The following is a 20,607-nucleotide window of genomic DNA, read 5'->3' as shown; positions in this document are numbered from 1 at the left end:
CCGCGTTGCACGCCAAAGATTTGCTCTTTGAAGATATGGCGCTTTCCCAATTTCACACTTGATTCTGACACAACCCTTTTGCGACACGCAAGTAATTGTTCGCTGTCCTACATCCCCCAATCCATCATATCTGGCGAGTCCCCCTTTTTCACGGAGGACGTCCCATGACCAAACACACCCCCATCACCCCCGCGCACCCCGCTCCCGATCCGTACGCCACCCTCCCCGACGAAGCCCTCGTCCCCGTCGCCGAGCGGCATGACGGCTGGACGCCGGCCCGCCAGCGCGAGTTTCTGGAGATCCTCGCCGATACCGGCAATGTGACCCATGCGGCCGTCGCCGTCGGGATGACGGCCCAGTCCGCCTGGCGCCTGCGCCGCCGCGCGGATGCGCGCGCCTTCGATGCCGCGTGGGAGGCCGCGCTGGAGCGCGCCATGCAGCAGCTTCTGCCCACCGCGATCGATCGCGCGCTGAACGGCACCATCCGCGAGCGCTGGTATGGCGGGGAGGTCGTCGCGACCGAGCGGGTCTATCACGATCATCTGCTCAAATATCTGCTGGAGCGCGGCGAGCGCATGCTGGGCGCGTCCCGCGCACGGCAGGCGCTGCGCGAGGCGTGGGACAGGAATATGGACGCGCTGGAGAGCGGCGAGACCGCGCCCGCCGAGCCCAGCCCGCGCCCTGCCGGCTATCTGGAGCGCCCCGAGTTCGAGTGGGATCTTTACGAGGACGAATGGGTGACGGACGCGCCCCTGCCCGAGGGCGCCGATGAAGAGGAGTTCGCGCTCGATCCGGATGAGGCCTTCCCGGAAATGGCCGGCTGGCGCTATGCCTCGGAAGAGGAAGCCGAGACGTTCGCGCGCTGGTGTACCCGGCAGGATGACGATCAGGAGGAAGCCCGCCGCCGCTTCTTCGCCGCCGCCCGCGCGCCCACCCCGCCCGGCGGCCTCGGCCGCCTCGGCGCACTGGCGAGCGACCTGTGCCGGCAGTGATGGGAGCTCGGGCGATGCGCGGGACATGCGCCGGGCGATCCGCAGGGAGATTCAGGCGGACCCCATAACCTTCATAACCTTCGCAAGATTGTTGCGCGGCGATGATGCGACTGAGAGCTTATCATGATCCAGCAGCACCAGTGCTCCTGCGGAGCCGAAGGCGGGCGGAGCCCAACCAGGAGCCCATGGCCCAACAAACGTGCCTTGCCGCCCTGGGCAGGAGCACAAGGGAAAGGGCTCAGCGCCCTTGGTTGCGCCAGCGGTTGACCGTGCGTTCGAGGATCTCCTCCTCGCCGCCGGACTGCCGCCACAAGGCCGAGAACACGGGGTCCGCCGAAGCCGGGCGCCGCTCCGCCTCGAGATCGTCGAACGCCACACGGATCGGCACGGAGACGCCTTCGCCGCAGACCACGCATTCGCGGTTGCGCAGGGCCGGGATCGCATCGAGGAAGCCGCGCGAGCCTTCGGGCATGGCCGCCTTCACGAAATGCTGGTCGCGCTCGTTGTTGAGGCGCATGGCGATGATCGTGCCGCACTGGGAGAGCACGCCTTCGGCAAGGTCGCTCGGGCGCTGGGTGATGAGGCCCAGCGAGACGCCGTATTTACGGCCTTCCTTGGCGATGCGCTCCAGGATCTTGCGGACGCTCTGGCCCTCGCCCGCGTTGCTCGCGGGGATGTATCGATGGGCTTCCTCGCAGACGAGCAGGATCGGCTTCTGCTCCTCGTCGCGCGCCCAGATGGCGAAGTCGAAGATGAGGCGCGAGAGCACCGAGACGACGACATGCGTGATCTCGCTCGGCATGGCGGACGTGTCGATGATCGAGATCGGCTTGCCCTGCGCGGGCAGGCGGAAGATCTTGCTGAGGAAAGCCTGCATCGAATCCGCCACGAGCATGCCCGAGAACATGAAGCTGAAGCGCGGATCGGCCTTGATCTCGTCGAGCCGGGTGCGCAGGCGCAGATAGGGCAGCGTATTGGTGCTCTTGTCGAGCTTGCCCATCTCGTTCTGCAGGATCGTCGTGAGGTCGCTGAGCAGATATGGGATCGGCGAGTCCACCGTCAGGCGGCCAATGCCTTCCGCGGCGCGGTTGCGGGCGCGGGCGGCGAGCAGGCATTTGGCGAGGATGTCGCAGTCCATGGCGCGCTCCGGCCCCTTGGACGTGACGATGACTTCGCAATGCTCCTCGAAGTTCATGAGCCAATATGGCAGCTCGAGATTGGCGGCATTGTACACCGCGCCATTGGTCGCGAAGGCCGCGCCATATTCGCCGTGCGGGTCGATCATGACCACATGCCCCTGCGGCGCCATGTCGCAGATGCGGTGGAGGATGAGCGCGGCGCTGGTCGACTTGCCGGTGCCGGTGGAGCCGAGCAGCGCGAAATGCTTGCCGAGCAACGCATCGACCAGCAGCGAGGCGCGGGTCGTGGCGGTCGGGTACACGGTGCCGATCTCGATGCGCGCCTGATCGTGCGCGGAGTAGATCTCGATCATGTCGGCGTTGGAGACCGGGAAGATGTGCGTACCCGGCAGCGGGAAGCGCGTGACGCCGCGGCGGAAGCGGAAGATGCGGCCGGTGAGCTGCTCCTGGTCGCCTTCACCGATGAAGTCGATCTCGGCGACGACATGGGTGCCCTTGGGCGCCAGCGCGAGGGTGCGGACGGTCGCGACGAGCCAGGCCTGGCCCATGCGCATCTTCACCTGGCTGCCGACCTGCCCGGCCATCGCCACGCTGGGGTCGGCATGGCCGGCGAGCGATTCCATCGCGGCGATGTCGAGCATGATCGTCGCCGATCCGCCCGAAATGCCCGAGACGACGCCGATGACGAGGTCGGACAGGCGGCGGCGAGGCGTGGCGGGGTCGGCTGCGGCCGGGTCGCCATGCGGAAGCTTGCCTGTCATGAAGTTCACGCGCGTCTGCTCCCACGGTCCCGGACAGCTCAAGGCGCTATCAGCAAGGCGTAAACAAAACCCTTCGGAGATGTAAAATCTCCCGGAAAACTGCGGTAAACGATGCGTTAGGCGACGGCGATCCGCCCCGCCACGAAGCCCGCGAACAACCCCATCGAGAGGGCGAGCGCGATCGCGACGAGGCCATAGGCAACGTCATGGTCCTGTGCGAACTGGCCGATCAGCCGCTCGAAGCCGGTCTTGCGCACCTCGATCTCGCGCGTGGCGGCGGCGAGCACCCGGCCGTTCTGCACGAGGAAGGTTTCGGCGGTATAGGTGCCGGTGACGACGCGGGCGGAGAGCGGGAGGCGGGCGCGGTAGAGCACGCCGTCGGTGATCTCGACCGCGCCCGGCTCCTCCAGATAGAGGCCGTTGCGCCCCTTGAGGTCGCCGAGGCCGCGGGCGAACCGGTCGATCTCGGTCGTGTCGCTGACCGAGGAAGGCGAGAGCTGGAGCTTGGAGAGGCCGAGCTCGTAGATCGCCGCGGTCCGCTCGTCGACGAGCTTGTCGATCGGCCTGGACGAGGCGACCGCGTAGAAGGAGGGCGCGGAGCGGAAGTCGAGGCTGTCGGCATTGACCCAGATGCCCGCGATCTTCTGCTTCTCGCGCATGGTGATCGCCTGGCTCGGCCCCTTGAGCACGACGATGATGTCGGCCGGCTCGTCGGGCAGGCGGCCGCCGGGATAGAGGATCGCGCCGAAGAGAAGCAGCTCGGCGCCGGTGAAGCTGAAGCGGATCTCGACCGTCCGCTGCGACACGTCGGGCACCAGCACGGGCGCCGCGCGCTGGCTCTGCGCCAGTGCCGCCGGGCCGGTCAGGAAGAGGAGCAGGAGGAGGGCGAGGAGCCGCGTCACTGGAGCGTCACCGTATAGATCTCGTCCGGCCGCCAGCCGAGCCCGAGCGCCATGCGGATCGCGACGATGAGCACGATGAAGGCGAGCGCCACGCGCAGATATTCGGGCCGCACCTTCATCGAGATGCGCCCGCCAATTTGCGCGCCGGTGACGCTGCCGATGAGCAGCAGGAAGGCGAGGACGAGATCGACGGCGTGGGTGGTGGTCGCATGGACCATCGTCGTCACCATCGTCACGAACAGGATCTGGAACAGCGAGGTACCGATGACCAGCTGCGTCGACATGCCGAGGATGTAGAGCATGGCCGGCACCAGGATGAACCCGCCGCCGATCCCCATGAGCATGGTGATGATGCCGGAGAAGATGCCGAGCAGCAGCGGCGCGAAAGGCGAGATGTAGAGGCCGGAGGCATAGAAGCGCCAGCGCAGGGGCAGCGCGGCCACCAGCGGATGATGCCGCCGCTTGCGCGCTTCGGGTCGCTCGCCGCGCCGGGCCATGACGAGCGTGTGGATCGCCTCGCGCGCCATCAGGATGCCGATGGAGCCGAGCATGACGACGTAGAGGATACCGATGACCGTATCGATCTGCCCGAGCCGCTCCAGCAGGCGGAAGATGAAAGCGCCGATGATCGCGCCGATCGTCCCGCCCAGCACCATGACGCCGCCCATCGGCAGGTCGATGGTCTTGCGCCCGAGATGGCCGACCACGCTGGAAACGCTCGCGCCCATGACCTGCGTCGCCGCCGACGCCGCCGCAACCGTGGGAGGGATGCCATAGAAGATCAGCAAAGGCGTCGTCAGGAAGCCGCCACCCACGCCGAACATGCCGGAAAGCAGGCCCACCAGTCCGCCGAGCCCGATGATCACGAGCGCGTTCACCGACAGGTTGGCGATCGGCAGATAGATGTCCATGCCGCCCTCGGTAGTCGCAAAGCGGCCGCGCCAAAAGAGGCGGGTCGGCCTTGCGGGCTAAAAATCCGTGACGAGCGTGACCGCCGGTCCGCTGGCCGGTCGCGCATCGCCGGCGATGCGCGTGCGCCACTCGGTCGAAAGGCGCAGCGCGGATTGCCCCATCGGCAGGCGCAGCCTGAGCTCCGGCCCGACATCGACGCGGCTTGCGCCCGGCTGGATACTGCCCGAGATGCTGCCGCCCAGCGTCACCCTGCCCTGCGGCGCCAGCCGATAGCCAAGGCTTGCCTTGCCGTCCGCGAACCCGTCCGACCCCGGCAGTCCGACGATGCCCGCCTGCGCATAGCCTTCCGCCTCCACGCGGTGCGCGACATCGCGCGGGCCTGTGCCGCCGGCGGCAAGCAGGGCGAACCCGTTGCGCCCGCCCGGGCCGATGCGCTGGCGTCGCTCGGCGAGCAGCGAGACCGGAAGCCCGGCCGGGCGCACCGCGAGGCCGAGCGCGCCTTCCTCGGACGAGGGCCCGGTGAGGGCGCGACTGGCCCGTCCATAGAGGCTGAGCTGGCCTGCCTTACCGCTGAGCAGCCGATAATCGATTCGCGCGCCACCTTGCGATCCGCCGAGCAAAGGTGCCTGGACGACGTTGCCGCCGGTTTCCGGCCGCCAGAGCAGCCACGCCGTGCCCGACCAGCGGCCCGTCACATCGGTCCGCGGCGCGATCGGCGCGGCAGTCATTCCCTCCGCGCGTCCTTCACTGCCGGCGACGATCTCATTCACCCGATCGATCAGACTGCCGCCCATCCGCGGCTGCACGAAGCTCAATATGGAACTGAGCATGAGCTCGGCGGTGCTGGTACTCCAGCCACCCGAGTTGGTCGGCAAGGGCGCCGGAACGGCCACGCGCTTCCCCATGGCGGCCATCGGCACAGTCGAAACGCCGATGCGCGGAACAGCCGGCAATATCGCAGGCCGCTCCGTCACGGCGCGCGCCGGCGCTCCGCCATGATCGCTGACCGACCGATAACCAACGAAGTTGTCGGATGCAGGCGCAATCGCGATGCCCCACATCACCGGGCCGACGGTGGACATGGCCCGAATGCCAACCCAGCCACCCAGCAGATAGCCGAGAAAACGAAGAGGACGCCCGGCGCTACTCACAATGTTCGGCCGCCGCCTTGTCGGGGAAGCGATGCGCCGTCTTGTCCCATGCCAGCTTCTGTCCGCGCAAATGGGCGAGGTAGAGGGTGAGGGCGCGGCGCGCCGCCAACATCGCTATGATGTTCGCGACAAACGTACGGGGTACGGACAGGAGCGCCTGTCGGACCCCATAGGCCCGCCAGACGAACAACATGCGCACCAGGAGCCGCCATGCCAGCAACCAGGCTGTGGCGTACAGGAGCAAGGTCAGTGCCGCGGGAGATGGCGAGGCTGTGCGCCCGAGCAGCAGATCCGCGATGACGAGGAACGCGGTCAGCAACAGCCCGCCATAAGCGGCAAGGAGGATCAGCGCGGCGATCAGGGCACGGCGATCGCGCAGCCGCATCCAGCTCTCCCGCCAGCGTCCCGTCCAGCCCATCCGATCCCACCCGGCCAGCGCGATCCCGATCGTCCAGCGCGCCTTCTGCCGGATCGCTGTGGAGAAGGTGTCCGGAAAATACTCCCGCGTGCCGATGATGCCGCCCTTCTCGTCGCGCATGCGCACGAGCACGCCGCGACCGCCGGCTTCGCCCAGCCGCAAGCCGAGTTCATAATCTTCCGTCAGGCTCGCGACGTCGAACGGCAGATCGTCGCGCTCCGCAGCAAGCCGGCCCAGCGCCTGCCGGTTGAACCCGCAGCCGACGCCGGCCGATGGCAGGGCAGCGCCCAATGCCTCGCGCACCGTCATCGACTTGCCATGCGCCTCGGCAAACTCATCGCAATAATGGCCCGCCACCAATCCCGAGCCAACCAGCGGCAGAACCGGCAACTGCACCAGCGCGAAGCGGGGCGCCAGCATGCCTATGAGACGCAGCGAATCCTTATGCACGACGTCCTCGGCATCATGCAGGACGACCACCAGAAACTCGCGTTCATAAGCCGCTTCCCAGCGACGCAGCGCACGCCAGAGCAGATTGAGGCAATCGGCCTTGGTCGTCGGCCCCGAACGATGATTGACCACCATGTTCACCCGACCGAAGCCCCGCTCGGCAACGAGCTCGACCAGCGCATCCACGGTGGCCGGATCGTTCGGATAGACGCCGACGAAGATCTGGACATCATCCTGCGCCCATTTGTCGAGACAACCGTGCAGCATCGGGCCAAGCACGGACGCTTCGTCCCAGGCCGGCACGAACACGGCGATCGGCCCGGCCGCGCCCGGCGGCGGAAGGTCCCGCGAGGTCATGCGTGGAATGCGGGAATAGATGGTGAGCGAGCGCCAGAGGCGGCGCAGGCCGTAGACAAGATCGACGAACAGATCGTCAATCCCGCCGATCAGCAGGCCGATCGCGGCGAACAAGAGCAGTTCGTTGCGCAGCAGCTCAAGTGCCGCCAGTCCCGGATCCATTTCCCCCCTGGCCCGGCGCCCCTGTCCTTCGCCCGAGCATGCCCATATCCACCGATCCCCCGCCGATTTGCAAGGCATGAATGTGGTCGATGTGACGGATCGCTGGCGGAGCCACCCATTGCTGCGGATCATAAATCTCACCGACCGGTTGGATTTGACGCCCCTGCCCCCCTTCTTTAGCGAGACATCTGCCATGGCACATTCCGCACAACTACCGCCCTCGACCTTGCGCGCCTTCCTCGCCAGCGAGGCAGGCAGCGGCGCGCTCCTGATCGCCGCTTCGGCCCTGGCGATCCTGCTGGCCAATGTCTCCCCGGTCTTGGCGGACAGCTATCACCATCTCCTCCACGCGCCGCTCGGCCACACGCTCTCGGCCAAGCTCGGCGAGATGACGCCGCATCTGTGGGTCAATGACGGCCTGATGGCGATCTTCTTCCTCGTCGTCGGGCTGGAGATCAAGCGCGAGTGGCTGGACGGCCGACTGTCGAGCTGGGAGCGCCGGCGCCTCCCCGTTCTCGCCGCCGCTGCCGGCATGATCGTGCCGGCGATCGCCTATCTGCTGGTAATTGGCGACCACGCGGAACTGAGGGCCGGCTGGGCCATCCCCGCCGCGACCGACATCGCGTTCGCGATCGGCGTGCTGGCGCTGCTCGGCTCCCGCGCGCCGCTCTCGCTCAAATTGCTGCTGACCACCATCGCTATCGTCGACGACATGGGCGCCGTCGCGATCATCGCCGTCGCCTATACCGCCGCGATCAGCGGCACAGCGCTGCTCGCGGCCGCGCTGGCCTACGGCGCGATGCTCGCGCTCGGACGGCTCGGCGTGAAGGCGCTGTGGCCGTTTCTCCTGCTCGCGCTGTTGCTGTGGTACTGCGTGCTGCTTTCCGGCATCCACGCGACGATCGCGGGCGTGCTCGCGGCCACTGCCATCCCGATCCGGCTGACGCCCGGCGCCCCGGATGCGCCGGACAGTCCCTTGCACCGCCTCGAAAATCTGCTGCATCCATGGAGCGCCTATCTGATCGTGCCGATATTCGGTTTCGCCAATGCCGGCGTGACCATCCAGGGCGATCTCCTCGCCCAGCTTGCCGCGCCGCTTCCCCTGGCGGTGATGCTGGGGCTCTTCGCCGGCAAGCAGGTCGGCATCTTCGGCGCCGTCTGGATGAGTGTGAAGCTTGGCCTCGCCAGTCTCCCGCGCGGCGCGACATGGCTGCAGGTCTATGGCCTTGCCCTGCTCTGCGGCATCGGTTTCACGATGAGCCTTTTCATCGGTGCGCTCGCCTTCCCCGGATCACCGGCGCTGGCCGAGGAAGCAAAGGCCGGCATATTGGCGGGCTCCGTCCTCTCGGCCATTGCCGGTTTTCTCGTTCTTCGTTTCGCCCCACCGCATGCTGACCATGACGCCATCGAGGCAGCGCAGGATCGCGAGATCACCAAAGACGGCGACGTGGCTGCGTGACGCGCGGACGGCGCATGACGGTCGGCCTGCTCGGCGGCTCGTTCAATCCCGCTCATGGCGGACATCGGTCGATCTCGCTGTTCGCAAGGGAAGCGCTGGATCTGGACGAAATCTGGTGGCTCGTCTCGCCGGGCAATCCGCTGAAGCCGAGGGCGGGCATGGCGCCGCTCGCTGCCCGCGCCGCCAGCGCACAGAAGGCAGCGAGGAAGGCGCCGATCCGGGTCACGGCCATCGAGCGGGATCTGCGCACGCGCTTCACGGTGGACACGCTGCGCAAGCTCCGTCTGCGCTATCCGCGCATCCGCTTCATCTGGCTCATGGGTGGGGACAATCTGGCCCAATTCCATCAATGGAAAGCCTGGCGCGCCATAGCGCGCACGAACGCCATTGCCGTCATCGCCCGTCCGGGCTATAATCGCGATGCTTTCGGCTCACCTGCCATGGCCTGGTTGCGGCGTTTCGTCCGACCCGCAAGCCAGAGGAAAAGTTGGACGAAGTGGAGATTGCCGGCGCTCGTGCATTTGCGCTTCCGCCCTGATCCCCGATCGGCCACCCTGCTTCGGCAGAAGGCCCCCCTTTGGCACCGAAGCTATGCTTTCGCCATGCCGCGCGACGGCGTGACCGGTCGCCGCATCCCACAGGAGTGACATTGCCAGACCCGTTACCGACCAGGATCGCCAGCCCCGCCAATGACGCTGGGTTTCCCGCCTCCGGCCTCGACGCTTCCGCCGATCGCTTGCTTGAGATCGTGCTTCAGTCGCTGGATGACGATCAGGCGCAGGATGTGATCAGCATCCCCCTCGCAGGCAAAAGCAGCATTGCCGACCATATCGTGATCGCCTCCGGGCGCTCGTCGCGTCAGGTCGCCGCTATTGCGCAGAAGCTTGCCGAGCGCGTCAAGGGAGCCATGGGCCGCAACGTCCGCATCGAAGGCCTGCCAGTCGCCGACTGGGTGCTGATCGACGCTGGCGATGTTGTCGTGCATATCTTCCGCCCGGAAGTGCGCAGCTTCTACAATCTTGAGCGCATGTGGGGCTTCACCGACGCGCCGCTCGCTGCCGGCGAGGCTTGAGAGCCAGACACAGCGCATTTGGGGGCTGAATGCTGCTGCACATCGTCGCGCGCGGGCGCATCGGCCGCACGCCGGAGGCCGATCTGGTCGAGCGCTACATGAAGCGCGTCACCTGGCCGACCCGCATCACCGAGTTGCCCGACAGGGGCGGCAAGGAGCCGCCGCCCGCCTCCTCTCCATCCGTCACCGTCATGCTGGACGAGACCGGCACGCAGGTCGGCTCGGTCGCCTTTGCCGAGCGGCTCGGCCGCTGGCGGGACGAGGGCATGCGCGAATGTCGCTTCCTCATCGGCGCGGCCGACGGCTTCTCCCAGGCCGAGCGCGATGCCGCCAGCCTGCGCATCGCTTTCGGCGCCATGACCTGGCCGCACATGATGGCGCGCGCCATGCTCGCAGAGCAGCTCTGGCGCGCGACGAGCATCCTTGCCAATCATCCCTATCATCGCGAGGGATAGCGGGATGACATCGCGCGAAGGAAAATGGATACTGCGGTCTTCGCGATGATCTCCCGCCTTCTCGCCCTTTTCGCCTGCGCTCTTCCCGTCGCCCTGCTGGCGCAGAGCGCCGGCTCGCCCGTCCCTGGCACCAGCCTTGCCGAGCAGCGCACTGCGCTCGTGCGCGCCAAGGCGCAGGCCGAGGAAGCGCGCAAACGCAGCGAAGCACTCGAGGCCCGTTCGCGCGACGCCGCCAACGCGGCCGACCAGACGCGCGACCGGATCGCCGCGCTCGCTGCGCGCATCCAGCAGAGCGAAGCCGATCTACGCGCCGGGGAAGCGCGCATCGCGATCATCGCCGGGCTCCAGCGCGAGCAGGCACGGCGTCTCGCCTTGCGCCAGAAGCCGATGGTCCGGCTCACGGCCGCGCTCCAGCAGATTGCCCGCCGTTCGCCCGTGCTGACTCTGGTCGCGCCGGGCAGCGTGAGCGACGCGGTGCATCGCCGGATCGTGCTGGCGCGGATCATGCCGGTCGTCATGGAGCGCACGCGGGGTCTCCGCGCCGAGATCGCCCGCAGCCGGGAACTGCGTCAAAGCGCCGATGAAGCGCTGGCTGCCATGGCGCGGACGCGGGACGGACTCACGCTCCAGCGCCAGACCCTTGCCAATCTCGAGCAACGCCAGCGCGTCGCCTCGCGGGAATATCGGGCCAGCGCCAGCCTGGAAACCGAGCGCGCTCTCGCCATGGGCGAGGAAGCGCGCGACATCGGCGACCTCATGGAGAAGATAGAGGATGCTTCGGTCATCCGGGATGCGCTGATGCAATTGCCCGGCCCCGATCCGCGCCCGGCCCAGCCCGGCGACGCACCCTTGCCGACAGATCGTGCAACCATGGCTGCAACCGCCCAGGCACCAGCCTATCGGTTGCCTGTGGTTGGCGAGGTCGTCACGGGCTTCGGCGAGGTCAGCGAAAGCGGGGTGCGGGCGCGCGGCCTCACCATTGCCGCTGCACCCTCGGCAACGGTCGTCGCGCCCGCCAATGGCCGCGTCGCCTTTGCCGGGCCGTTCAGAGGCTATGGTCGCATCGTGATCATCGAGCATGGCGGCGGCTGGACGACGCTCATCGCCAATCTGGACAGGCTCACCGCGCAGATCGGCGATCAGGTGCGTCAGGGCGATCCGCTGGGTGGCGCCGGGCCGAACAAACCCCGCATCGTTGTCGAGCTGCGCCGTCAGGAGCGGCCCATCGACATCGCCTCGCTGCTGCGCTGAACGGACGAGACGATCCAGATCAAGGACGAGCCGTTCAGCCAAGCGTAACCCTTGTGCGCGCAATCTGCGGCCGCGCTAGGCAGACCCTGCAATCGCGCTTATAGTTCGGTTCAACCACTCGCTTCGAAAGCCACGCCATGCCAAGTGCCCGCAGCACGTTTCTGGTCCGCTCCGCCGCTATCCTCGGCGCCATTGCGCTGATCCCGGCCTCGACGTCGGCCGTTACGGAAAGCGAGAGCGAGACCTACAAGCAGCTCGATCTCTTCATGGACGTCTTCCAGCGCGTGCGCGCCAGCTATGTCGAGAAAGTGGACGATGCGACGCTGATCAAGGGCGCGATCGAAGGCATGCTGTCGAGTCTCGATCCGCATAGCTCCTATCTGGACGCACGCGACTTCACCAATCTGCGCACGCAGACCGAAGGCAGCTATGGCGGACTCGGGCTGTCGGTCACGCTGGACGAAGGCGTGGTCAAGGTCATCGCGCCGACCGACGACACGCCTGCCGCCAAGGCCGGCATCAAGGCCGGCGACTATATCACGCACATTGACGGCAAGCTGATCTACGGCAGCTCGCTCGACGAGGCCGTCGACAAGATGCGCGGCGCGCCCGGCTCGCCGGTCAAGCTCACCATTGCCCGCGCCGGTCGCGACGAGCCGATCGAGTTGACGCTGACCCGCGCGATCATCGACATCAAGCCGGTCAAATGGTCGGTGAAGGAGAATATCGGCGTCATCAAGATCGTCAGCTTCTCGGCCGATACCGGTGCCGACGTGCAGAGCGCGATCCGCAGCATCGACAAGTCGCTGGGCCGCAAGCCCATCGGTTATGTGCTCGACATGCGCTCCAACCCCGGCGGCCTGCTCGACGAGGCGGTGACCGTCTCCGACGCCTTCCTCGACAGGGGCGAAATCGTTTCGCAGCGTGGCCGTCTGCGCGGCGACAACCGGCCTTATTATGCCCGGCCGGGCGACGATGCGCAGGGTCTGCCCATCGTTGTGTTGATCGATGCCGGCTCGGCTTCGGCTTCCGAGATCGTGGCCGGCGCGCTGCAGGATCATCATCGCGCCCTCGTCATGGGCGAGCGCAGCTTCGGCAAGGGCAGCGTGCAGACCCTGCTCCCGCTCTCGCCGGAAACGGCCCTCCGGCTCACCACGGCGCGCTATTACACGCCGTCGGGCAAGTCGGTGCAGGAAGGCGGCATCGAGCCGGATGTCCTGGTGCCGCAGCTGTCCGATCCCGATTATGCAAAGCGCCCGCGCTATCGCGAAAGCGACCTGCGCAAGCACCTCATCAACGAGGCGAAGCTGGACCGCGCCGAGCTGGAAGCGGACGCCAATACCGATCCGCGCTTCACCGCGACGGCCGAGGACCTCAAGAAGCAGGGCATCGAGGACTTCCAGCTCGATTATGCGCTGAAGACAATCGGCCGCCTGGCGCCGCCGGTGCAGGTCGCCGCGGTCAAGGACAAGAAGGCGCCCAAGCAGAAATAATCATGATGCGCGAGACGATCCTCTCCCGCGCCCGGCTGGTTGCCATCCTTCTGCCTGTCGCCCTGCTGGGCGGCGCGATCGGATCGCAATATCTGGGCGGCCTTATCCCCTGCGAGATGTGCATGTGGCAGCGCTGGCCGCATCTCGGTGCGATCTTCGCGGCGCTCGCGGCCATCGCCCTGCGCGGCAATCCGCCAATGAGCGCGGTCTTCACGCTGCTGGCCGCTTTGGGCATCGCCACGAGCGGCGTGATCGGCGCTTTCCATGCCGGCGTCGAATATGGCTGGTGGGAAGGGATCACGACCTGCGCGACGACCGCCACGCCGGCACCCGGCCAGTCGATGCTCGACACGATCATGAACGCCAAGCTGGTGCGCTGCGATGTCGCACCCTGGGACCTGTTCGGCATTTCGCTGGCCGGGTTCAACGCGATCCTCTCGGTCGGCGGCGCGCTGCTGATCTTCGCTCTCGTGCGCACATGGAGCAAGGCGGCATGACCGGTCCCGCACCCCGCCCCGGGCAGCGCCGGACCGGCGCGGACGCCATGCTGCGCGTCGATCAGGCTGGCGAATATGGCGCGATCCGCATCTATGCAGGGCAGCTTGCCGTGCTGGGCGACCGCCATCCGATGAGCCGCGAGATTGCGCGCATGGCCGCGCAGGAAGAGCGTCATCGCAAGCATTTCGACGCGATGATGGCGCAGCGCGGGGTCCGCCCGACGATGCTCCAGCCCTTCTGGCATGTCGCCGGTTTCGCGCTCGGCGCCGCGACGGCATTGCTGGGGCCGCAGGCCGCGATGGCCTGCACGGCGGCCATCGAGACCGAGATCGACGACCATTATGGGCGCCAGCTCGACGATCTCGGCGGCCAGGACCCGGAACTGTCCGGGGCGATCGCGGATTTCCGTGCCGAGGAAGTCGAACATCGCGAGACTGCTATCGCACATGGCGCCGAATCGGCGCCCGCCTACCCGCTCCTGTCCGGTCTGATCCGGCTCGGTTGTCGCGCTGCCATCACCTTGTCCCAGCGTCTTTGAAGAGGAATAGTCTCCCATGCGCGCCCTGCTTTCTACCCTCGCCCTCGGCTCCGTCCTCGCCGCGACGCCCCTCTTCGCGCAGACCGCGCCGGCGATCGGCCCGGCCGATACCGAGAAGGTGAAGCAGGTGTTCGTCTATGGCGACGATCCCTGTCCGCAGGGCACGGGCGACGAGATCGTCGTGTGCGCGCGCATGCCGGACAATGAGCGCTACCGCATTCCCAAGGACCTGCGTACCGACCCCAATGACCCGCGGGTCCAGAGCTGGGCGAACCGCGCCCGTACGCTGGAAGTCGCGGGTGCATCGGGCATCAACAGCTGCTCGCCGACGGGCGGCGGCGGGTTCACGGGCTGCTTCCAGCAGCTTGCCAATGCCGCGCGCGAGGAACGCCGGACCATGCTCGGCAGCGCGAGCTGGGCCGATGCGATCGAGAAGGCGCGCGACGAGCGGCTCGGCAATCTGGATGCGGAGTCCGAGGCGATCGAGCAGCGGGTCAAGGAAGAGGAAGCCGAAGCGGCTCGCCAGAAGGCGGCGGCTGACGCGGCCAAACAGGGACCGGCGGATCCGCAGTGAGTTGCCTCTCATGAGCCGCCCGCCATTTCCGCCTTTCACCGACGAGACCGCAGCGCAGAAGGCGCGCATGGCGGAGGATGGCTGGAACGGGCGCGATCCCGCGAAGGTCGCACTGGCCTATACACCGGACAGCCGGTGGCGGAACCGGGCGGAGTTCATCAGCGGACGGGCCGAGATCGAGGCGTTTCTGACGCGCAAATGGGCGCGGGAGCTGGACTATCGGCTCATCAAGGAAGTCTGGGCGCACCAGGGCAACCGGATCGCGGTGCGCTTTGCCTATGAGTATCGCGACGACAGCGGGAGCTGGTTCCGGGCTTATGGCAACGAGAACTGGCAATTCGACGCCGAGGGACTGATGGCCGTGCGGATCGCCTCGATCAACGAGCATCCGATCGCCGAGGCCGACCGCAAGTTCCGCTGGCCGCTCGGCCGCCGCCCGGACTATCATCCGGGCCTCAGCGACCTCGGCCTATAGGAAATATTGCAGCTTCACGCCGGTCGCGCTCGGGCCGGCGGGGACGTGGATGCGCACCGCGTCGAACCGCGGCGGGCCGAACATGATGCGCGGATTACGCGAGAAGCCGACGCCCTCGCGCGGGATGCCGAGCATCGTATCGACCTTGTTGTTGCCATTCTCGTCATGCAGCACGAGCACGGCATAATCGCCCGGCGGCACGCCACCGAACGCCAGATGCGCATCCTTGCCCGCCGCCACGCTGAGCCTGAGCGCGGCGGGGTCCTTCTCGCATTTGGGATAATAGGCCGGATTGCGGGTCAGGCAGCCGCGCAAATAGCCCTTGGCCGACCGCAACCCTTCGAACCGGACATCGAGTATGCCGAGCTCCGCCGAGGGGACGCTGGCGCGCGCCAGCGAACCCGCTTGCAGGAGCAGGAGGCAAGACAGCCCCGTCACGGCCGCGCCGCGTTTAACCCGGCCATCGCGAAGCGTCATCCCTGTCCCCTTACCGGCGCGAACCCCTCGGCCAATCCCCTGTCGGTGCCGCAGACCTTATCCCAGAAGCGGAAATAGAGCCCGTAATTGCAGCGATACTGCTCATGATGCCGCTGGTGATGCGAGGCGGTGATCAGCCAGCGGCCAGCGGGCCCGCGCACCAGCGCGCGCGGGAACATTTCCCAGCCCATATGATTGGTGACGCCCATCACGGTCATAACGCTCAGCACAGCGCCGAGTGCCGCCACATGGATGGGAATGAGAAACACCAGCGCCGGGATGACGACCGCGCCGGTCAGCGCTTCCCATGGATGAAAGCTCATCGCGGCCCAGGCCGTCGGCGGGCGACTGGCATGATGCACGGCGTGCGCGACGCGGAACAGCGCCGGGCGGTGCATCAGCCGGTGCGTCCAGTAGAACCATGTGTCGTGCGCGAAGAGATAGAGCAGCACGGAGACCGGCAGATACCAGAGCGGCAGCGCGTAGACGTCCGTATAGATCAGGGTCCAGCCGCGGTTCTGCCAGCCCCAGGCGACGAGGCCCGCCGGAATGCCGAAGATAAGTGCGCTGGCGAACGACCAGCGAATCTCGGCGCGCATCTGCCGGTCGAGTCCCGCGTACAAACCGGGCCGCGTCAGCCGCGTGGCGAGCGCGAAACCGCCGCTGGAGAGCAGATAACGCACCGCGATGATGCCCGTCATCGCGAGCATCGAGGCCAGAATGAGCGGAAAGGCCTGCATGGGCGACGCTATAGGCCAGAGGGAAGAGGAGGAAAATGGCCCATTTCCGCCCCCGTGCGCGAGGCGGGTCGGATAACTTCTCCATCTTCGTGCATATGCGCAATGGTGAAATACATAAAAGTTCCGCTTTTCAGAGCCTTGCTAAACTCATGCCTAGCTTATCTCCACGCATGTAGGACAGCGGCTTCTTGCGGACGTCACGCGCCGGAACCTTACCGACGCATCAATCGTTGTGCCCACATGACAACATAGCTCGCGAGAGGCGCAGAAATGCGTGGTTCCGCGGCAAAAATAGTGCTCGCGCGGCACGCAAAGGGAGCGGACAAATGTCACTTCTAAACATCGTCATCGTCCTGATCGTGGTCGGCGTGCTGCTCTGGCTCGTGAACAACTACATCCCGATGGACGGCAAGATCAAAAGCATCCTCAACGCGATCGTCGTGATCGTTGTCGTGCTGTGGCTGCTGCAGGCATTCGGCTTGCTCGGGTCGCTCGGCGGCATCAGGGTCGGCTAGCCTGATCTGCCCTATTTCCCGCCGCGCAGGATCGCCTCCTGCGCGGCGGCGAGCGCCGTGCGCTTGGGCAGGCGCTTGAGGATGACGGGCTGCGGCCCGGTCCATTCGCTCTCCACTTTCAGATCCTCGCCCTGTTGGGACACTTTGAAGTCGATCGGCGCGGCATCCGGCTTGGCGCCGTTTTCCTGCGACCGGAAAGTGAGCGCGCCGGGTACGACCTGATAGCGTGCGCGATTGATGGCCGTGCATGGACCCTTGCAGAGCGTGATTTCCAGCATGTCACGCGGCGGGCCATAGATTTGCAGCTCCATGCCGCCGCTTGACTGGACGTTGCCGTAGACGCCGGGCTTGACGGGGAGGTTTGAGGCCGCCTCGGCGGAGGCGTTGTCCGGCGCGGATTCCTGCTGGCAGCCGGCGAAGAGTAAGCTCGCGCAGAAAAGCGCGACGGACGATCGACGCAATGATGCTGGCATGTGTTGTCCTCCCCTTTTGCCGGGAGGATAGCCAACAGCGACCTGGCGCGCCAGATAGCCACGCCATCAAATCGGCTCGATCGATCGCTGGCTTTCGCCGCTCGGGGCTGGGCGAGGCCATTGTCCTGTGGCACAGACGCGGCGGGAGGCGCCGCACTGGCGCAGAACGGTCGGGGGAAAATCATTCATGTCATTCAGGCTCGCACTGGCGCTGTTCGCCGCCAGCACAACCATGCCCGCCACGGCTGCCGATGGCAGTGACGCCCTGGCAAGGCTTCGCGTTAGCGTCGCCCAGAACGACATGGTCAAGGCGAGCGAAATCTTCGAAGAAACCTTGCTGGAGCGGCTGCCGGCATCGCAAACCAATCAACCCGACCCAATTCTCGACCGCATGCTGATCGAGATCGCTGCCCTGTGCGAAAATTTCTCCGCGCTATCGAGTGTCACGAAACGCGTCGTCAGCAACCCTATCGCGGGCGATGGCGCGCGCTACCGCCTGTTTGCGGCCAGAGCAGCCGAAAGCGAAAGCGACCTGACGGTTGCAGAAACGCTCTATCAAAATCTCGTCAACGACCCGACGCTGACGAGCGTAGAGCGCCAGACCGCCCAATTGGGACTTGTGCGGCAACAGGCGGCAATCGATCCGGCGAAGGCGCTCAACACCATCGCGGGCATCGATCGTTCATCGATGCCGAAAGACCTGCGCTGGGAGCTGGAACTGCTCGATGGCCGCGCGACGGCCATGGCGTCGGGCGATGCCGCGGCGACAACCAAGATGCAGCTGGCATGGGCACATGCCATCGATGCCGATCCCATCAAGGCAGGGCCGGCGCGGATTGCGAGCGACCTAGCCTTTGCCGCCGCGCGCAACGGCGACCGGCGCCAGTATCTCAACCTGCTCGCGCTCACCCGATTCAGCAGGAGAGGCGACAACAGCACGTCACCAGCCCCCAATCTGCCGCTCTGCAGCGAGCAGGGTCTGCGGCCCGACGATCTTGCGATCATCGAGACCGTGCAAGTGACAGGCGTCGGGAGACCGAGCATCGGTCTGGTGTGGGCGAACCGCCCCGGCGTCGGCGCGACATTCCTAGCCGCCGCAAGAAAGGCAAGCTTGCCGAGCTATGTCGACAGCCAAATCAGCCATTTCGCCATGCGCTGTCGGACCATGCCCGCGGCTGACTATGCCGTGCTCAACAGCATCGAAGACGAGATCAGCCATTGGATGACGGGCAAGGGCGCTTACCCTCTCTCCCGGCAAGCGAGCGAAGAAGGAAATGTCCTGACCTTGGTTGGCGAGCTCGCGCGCCGCGAGGTCGCCTATGGGCGCAGCTCGATCATGCTCCTTCCCGTGCTGATGGTCATTCAATCCGCGAATGACCCATTCTCCGGCGATACGGCGGCGGGGAAGCGGGCCGAAGAAATGGCGGCGCGGGTGCAGGAAATCCTCGTCGCCAATGATGCTCCGGCGTCGCTGATGCTGGTGTGGCGCCTGGGGACGATTTCCCTCGCCGTTCAGGCGAGGACGAAGACTGTCGAACAGGCACAAGCTGAAGCGCTGGACATTCTCTCGAAGGCGGCGAGCGACGCCGCTGCCCCTATCGATCTGATCTATTCGGCCGCGCTGTCGGCGGCCGAGGGTCCTGCGGTGCCGACCAACATGAAAGCGGCTTTGCTGGATGCGGCTCTGAAACTCATCCGGCGGCGCAATCCCGCCAGCGATCCCCGCGCGCGGGCACTCACGCTCCGTCTGGCTCGCCTGCGCTCCGAGGAAGGCGACAAGAGCACAGCGACAGCGCTTTATACAACGCTCAAGTTGCCGGCTGATCTCTGTGCTATCGCTGACCCTGCACCGCGCTTTATCTCGTCCGCGCTCACATCCGATGACTATCCGACCGACCTGCTGTTTTCGAGCATCGTCGGCACTGCCATTCTCGAATTCGGAATCGATGCAGAAGGCAAGGCGGTGGGGGGTCGCGTGGTCCTCGCCGACCCACCCTTTGCCTTCGACGCGATCACCATCGAAAAAGGTGCCACCATTCGTTACGATCCGAGCGCCGCGAAGAATTGCCGGGGGCAAATTCAGCGGGTCGTCTGGCGGCTGCCCTATTGACTGAGGAAATCCGGCGACCGCGCTGATGGCGCGGCTATCCAAGGTGCCCCACCTTCGCTAGGTGTGCCCGCGTGCCGTCGCAGCGTCCCATCGACCTCGTCATCGTCGGCGCCGGCTTGGCCGGCGGGCTGATCGTGCTTGCGCTGCGGGCGCGGCGGCCGGAGCTGCGTGTCGTGCTGGTCGAGGAAGCGGAGGCGGCGGGCGGCAATCATTTCTGGTCCTGCTTTCCTGGCGATGTCGCGGCGGAGGATCGCTGGCTGATCGAGCCGCTGATCGTGCATAGCTGGGGCGGGCATGAGGTGCGCTTTCCCGATCATGCACGAACCTTCGAGGCGGGCTATGCGAGCCTGACCGGCGAGCGGCTCGATGCCGTGCTGCGGCAGGCTGTGCCCGAGGACGACCTGATCTTCGGCCAGGGCGTCGGCCTGCTCTCGCCGACCAGCGCGACGCTCGCCGACGGGACTGTGCTGAGCGCGGGCGGCGTGATCGATGCGCGCGGGCCGGGCGACATGCGGGCGCTCGATCTCGGCTATCAGAAGTTCGTCGGGCAGGAGTGGCGCTGCAATGCTCCGCATGGCCTCTCCCGCCCGATCATCATGGATGCGACCGTCGACCAGAGCGAGGGCTATCGCTTCGTCTATGTGCTGCCGCTTTCGGCCACGGCCTTGTTCATCGAGGACACTTATTACGCGTCCGGTCCCGAGCTGGATGTGCCGGAGCTTCGCGCGCGGATCGCGGCCTATGCGCGGACGCAGGGCTGGGAGGGCGCAGCGGAAGGCCATGCCGAGACCGGCGTGCTGCCGGTGTGCATGGACGGCGACGTGGATGCGCTGTGGCGCGCCGAGGCGCCGGGCGTCGCTAAGGTCGGGCTGCGTGGCGGCTTCTTCCATGCGCTCACCGGCTATTCGCTGCCCGATGCCGTGCGCATCGCGATCGCGGTGGCGAAGATGGACGATCTCTCCGGCACCGCCCTGCGCGAGGCGATCCAGCGGCTGGCGCGCGCGCACTGGCGGGGGCAGGCCTATTATCGGATGCTTTCCACCCTGCTCTTCCGCGCGGCCGAGCCGGCCGAGCGCTGGCGGGTGCTGGCGCGCTTCTATCGCCTTGACCCTGCTCTCATCGGCCGCTTTTATGCTGGCCAATCGACCTTCACCGACAAAGTGCGTATCCTGACCGGCAAGCCACCCGTGCCGATCGGCCGTGCCATTCTAGCCCTTGGAGCTACCCGCTGAC

The 20,607-nt window shown here is 66.5% G+C and carries 22 protein-coding genes; 14 read left to right on the top strand and 8 right to left on the bottom strand.

Features of this window, described 5'->3' with window-relative positions; translation table 11 throughout:
* The first annotated feature begins 164 nt into the window (after positions 1-164).
* A complete protein-coding gene (locus tag KM135_RS00540) occupies positions 165-992 on the top strand; it encodes a hypothetical protein (protein WP_221711953.1) in 828 nt (275 codons plus the stop codon).
* Positions 993-1,230: 238 nt separating this feature from the next.
* On the opposite strand, the gene KM135_RS00535 is transcribed toward KM135_RS00540, so the two are convergent.
* The 5 genes from KM135_RS00535 to KM135_RS00515 form a co-directional block, all read right to left on the bottom strand.
* Positions 1,231-2,892: an ATP-binding protein gene (locus tag KM135_RS00535; RefSeq protein ID WP_221711952.1), complete on the bottom strand. Its 1,662-nt coding sequence runs from the start codon at positions 2,890-2,892 to the stop codon at positions 1,231-1,233.
* 116 nt (positions 2,893-3,008) lie between these two features.
* A complete protein-coding gene (locus KM135_RS00530; protein WP_221712494.1) occupies positions 3,009-3,770 on the bottom strand; it encodes a TIGR02186 family protein in 762 nt (253 codons plus the stop codon).
* 20 nt (positions 3,771-3,790) lie between these two features.
* Positions 3,791-4,705, bottom strand: coding sequence for a sulfite exporter TauE/SafE family protein (locus KM135_RS00525; RefSeq protein WP_221711951.1), 915 nt, complete (start codon positions 4,703-4,705; stop codon positions 3,791-3,793).
* A 57-nt stretch (positions 4,706-4,762) separates the two neighbouring features.
* Positions 4,763-5,788: a hypothetical protein gene (locus KM135_RS00520; RefSeq protein WP_246605640.1), complete on the bottom strand. Its 1,026-nt coding sequence runs from the start codon at positions 5,786-5,788 to the stop codon at positions 4,763-4,765.
* Positions 5,789-5,849: 61 nt separating this feature from the next.
* Entirely contained in the window at positions 5,850-7,244 is a 1,395-nt protein-coding gene (locus KM135_RS00515) for a glycosyl transferase family protein (protein ID WP_221711950.1), read from the bottom strand.
* Positions 7,245-7,437: 193 nt separating this feature from the next.
* On the opposite strand from KM135_RS00515, the gene nhaA reads away from it, so the two are divergent.
* From nhaA to KM135_RS00465, 10 genes are all read left to right on the top strand, one after another.
* On the top strand, positions 7,438-8,703 hold the full coding sequence (nhaA, locus tag KM135_RS00510) for a Na+/H+ antiporter NhaA (RefSeq protein WP_221711949.1): 1,266 nt from the start codon (positions 7,438-7,440) through the stop codon (positions 8,701-8,703).
* 14 nt (positions 8,704-8,717) lie between these two features.
* Positions 8,718-9,350 carry a nicotinate-nucleotide adenylyltransferase gene (locus KM135_RS00505; RefSeq protein ID WP_246605639.1) on the top strand — a complete coding sequence of 211 codons (633 nt, stop codon included), beginning with the start codon at positions 8,718-8,720 and terminating at the stop codon, positions 9,348-9,350.
* Positions 9,351-9,439: 89 nt separating this feature from the next.
* Positions 9,440-9,775, top strand: a complete 336-nt coding sequence (gene rsfS / locus KM135_RS00500) for a ribosome silencing factor (RefSeq protein WP_246605681.1) — start codon at positions 9,440-9,442, stop codon at positions 9,773-9,775.
* A 29-nt stretch (positions 9,776-9,804) separates the two neighbouring features.
* A complete protein-coding gene (locus tag KM135_RS00495; protein ID WP_221711946.1) occupies positions 9,805-10,230 on the top strand; it encodes a 23S rRNA (pseudouridine(1915)-N(3))-methyltransferase RlmH in 426 nt (141 codons plus the stop codon).
* Positions 10,231-10,275: 45 nt separating this feature from the next.
* Positions 10,276-11,481, top strand: coding sequence for a murein hydrolase activator EnvC family protein (locus KM135_RS00490; protein WP_246605638.1), 1,206 nt, complete (start codon positions 10,276-10,278; stop codon positions 11,479-11,481).
* Between the two features lie 137 nt (positions 11,482-11,618).
* Positions 11,619-12,974 carry a S41 family peptidase gene (locus KM135_RS00485; RefSeq protein ID WP_221711944.1) on the top strand — a complete coding sequence of 452 codons (1,356 nt, stop codon included), beginning with the start codon at positions 11,619-11,621 and terminating at the stop codon, positions 12,972-12,974.
* A 2-nt stretch (positions 12,975-12,976) separates the two neighbouring features.
* Positions 12,977-13,471: a disulfide bond formation protein B gene (locus KM135_RS00480; protein ID WP_221711943.1), complete on the top strand. Its 495-nt coding sequence runs from the start codon at positions 12,977-12,979 to the stop codon at positions 13,469-13,471.
* Complete coding sequence (locus KM135_RS00475; RefSeq protein WP_221711942.1) at positions 13,468-14,010, top strand: demethoxyubiquinone hydroxylase family protein; 543 nt, start codon at positions 13,468-13,470, stop codon at positions 14,008-14,010. Before KM135_RS00480 ends, KM135_RS00475 begins: the two co-directional genes overlap by 4 nt.
* A gap of 16 nt (positions 14,011-14,026) precedes the next feature.
* Entirely contained in the window at positions 14,027-14,584 is a 558-nt protein-coding gene (locus KM135_RS00470) for a hypothetical protein (RefSeq protein WP_221711941.1), read from the top strand.
* Between the two features lie 10 nt (positions 14,585-14,594).
* Positions 14,595-15,059: a nuclear transport factor 2 family protein gene (locus KM135_RS00465; RefSeq protein WP_221711940.1), complete on the top strand. Its 465-nt coding sequence runs from the start codon at positions 14,595-14,597 to the stop codon at positions 15,057-15,059.
* On the opposite strand, the gene KM135_RS00460 is transcribed toward KM135_RS00465, so the two are convergent.
* Complete coding sequence (locus KM135_RS00460; RefSeq protein ID WP_221711939.1) at positions 15,054-15,536, bottom strand: DUF2141 domain-containing protein; 483 nt, start codon at positions 15,534-15,536, stop codon at positions 15,054-15,056. The two genes, KM135_RS00465 and KM135_RS00460, sit on opposite strands and share 6 nt — an antisense overlap.
* Positions 15,533-16,276 (bottom strand): sterol desaturase family protein, encoded by a 744-nt coding sequence (locus KM135_RS00455; protein WP_221711938.1) that lies wholly within the window; start codon positions 16,274-16,276, stop codon positions 15,533-15,535. The genes KM135_RS00460 and KM135_RS00455 overlap by 4 nt, the downstream gene beginning before the upstream one ends.
* Before the next feature lie 326 nt (positions 16,277-16,602).
* Between KM135_RS00455 and KM135_RS00450 the strand changes: the two genes are divergently transcribed.
* Positions 16,603-16,791, top strand: coding sequence for a Thivi_2564 family membrane protein (locus KM135_RS00450; RefSeq protein WP_221711937.1), 189 nt, complete (start codon positions 16,603-16,605; stop codon positions 16,789-16,791).
* An 11-nt stretch (positions 16,792-16,802) separates the two neighbouring features.
* Here KM135_RS00450 and KM135_RS00445 read toward each other — a convergent pair whose 3' ends face one another.
* The gene (locus KM135_RS00445; protein WP_221711936.1) at positions 16,803-17,264 is read right to left on the bottom strand and encodes a hypothetical protein; all 462 of its coding nucleotides are present in this window, start codon (positions 17,262-17,264) and stop codon (positions 16,803-16,805) included.
* A gap of 187 nt (positions 17,265-17,451) precedes the next feature.
* Here KM135_RS00445 and KM135_RS00440 point away from each other — a divergent pair, with 187 nt between their 5' ends.
* Together KM135_RS00440 and crtY are read left to right on the top strand one after the other, a co-directional pair.
* The gene (locus KM135_RS00440) at positions 17,452-19,374 is read left to right on the top strand and encodes a hypothetical protein (protein WP_221711935.1); all 1,923 of its coding nucleotides are present in this window, start codon (positions 17,452-17,454) and stop codon (positions 19,372-19,374) included.
* A 71-nt stretch (positions 19,375-19,445) separates the two neighbouring features.
* The gene (crtY, locus tag KM135_RS00435; protein ID WP_221711934.1) at positions 19,446-20,606 is read left to right on the top strand and encodes a lycopene beta-cyclase CrtY; all 1,161 of its coding nucleotides are present in this window, start codon (positions 19,446-19,448) and stop codon (positions 20,604-20,606) included.
* The last annotated feature ends 1 nt before the right edge of the window (position 20,607 follow it).

Origin of the sequence: Sphingobium xanthum (assembly GCF_019737615.1) — a bacterium.
Classification (GTDB): Bacteria; Pseudomonadota; Alphaproteobacteria; order Sphingomonadales; family Sphingomonadaceae; genus Sphingobium; species Sphingobium xanthum.
The sequence above is the reverse complement of the archived record's forward strand: the minus strand, read 5'-3'. Positions and strand labels throughout refer to the sequence as shown.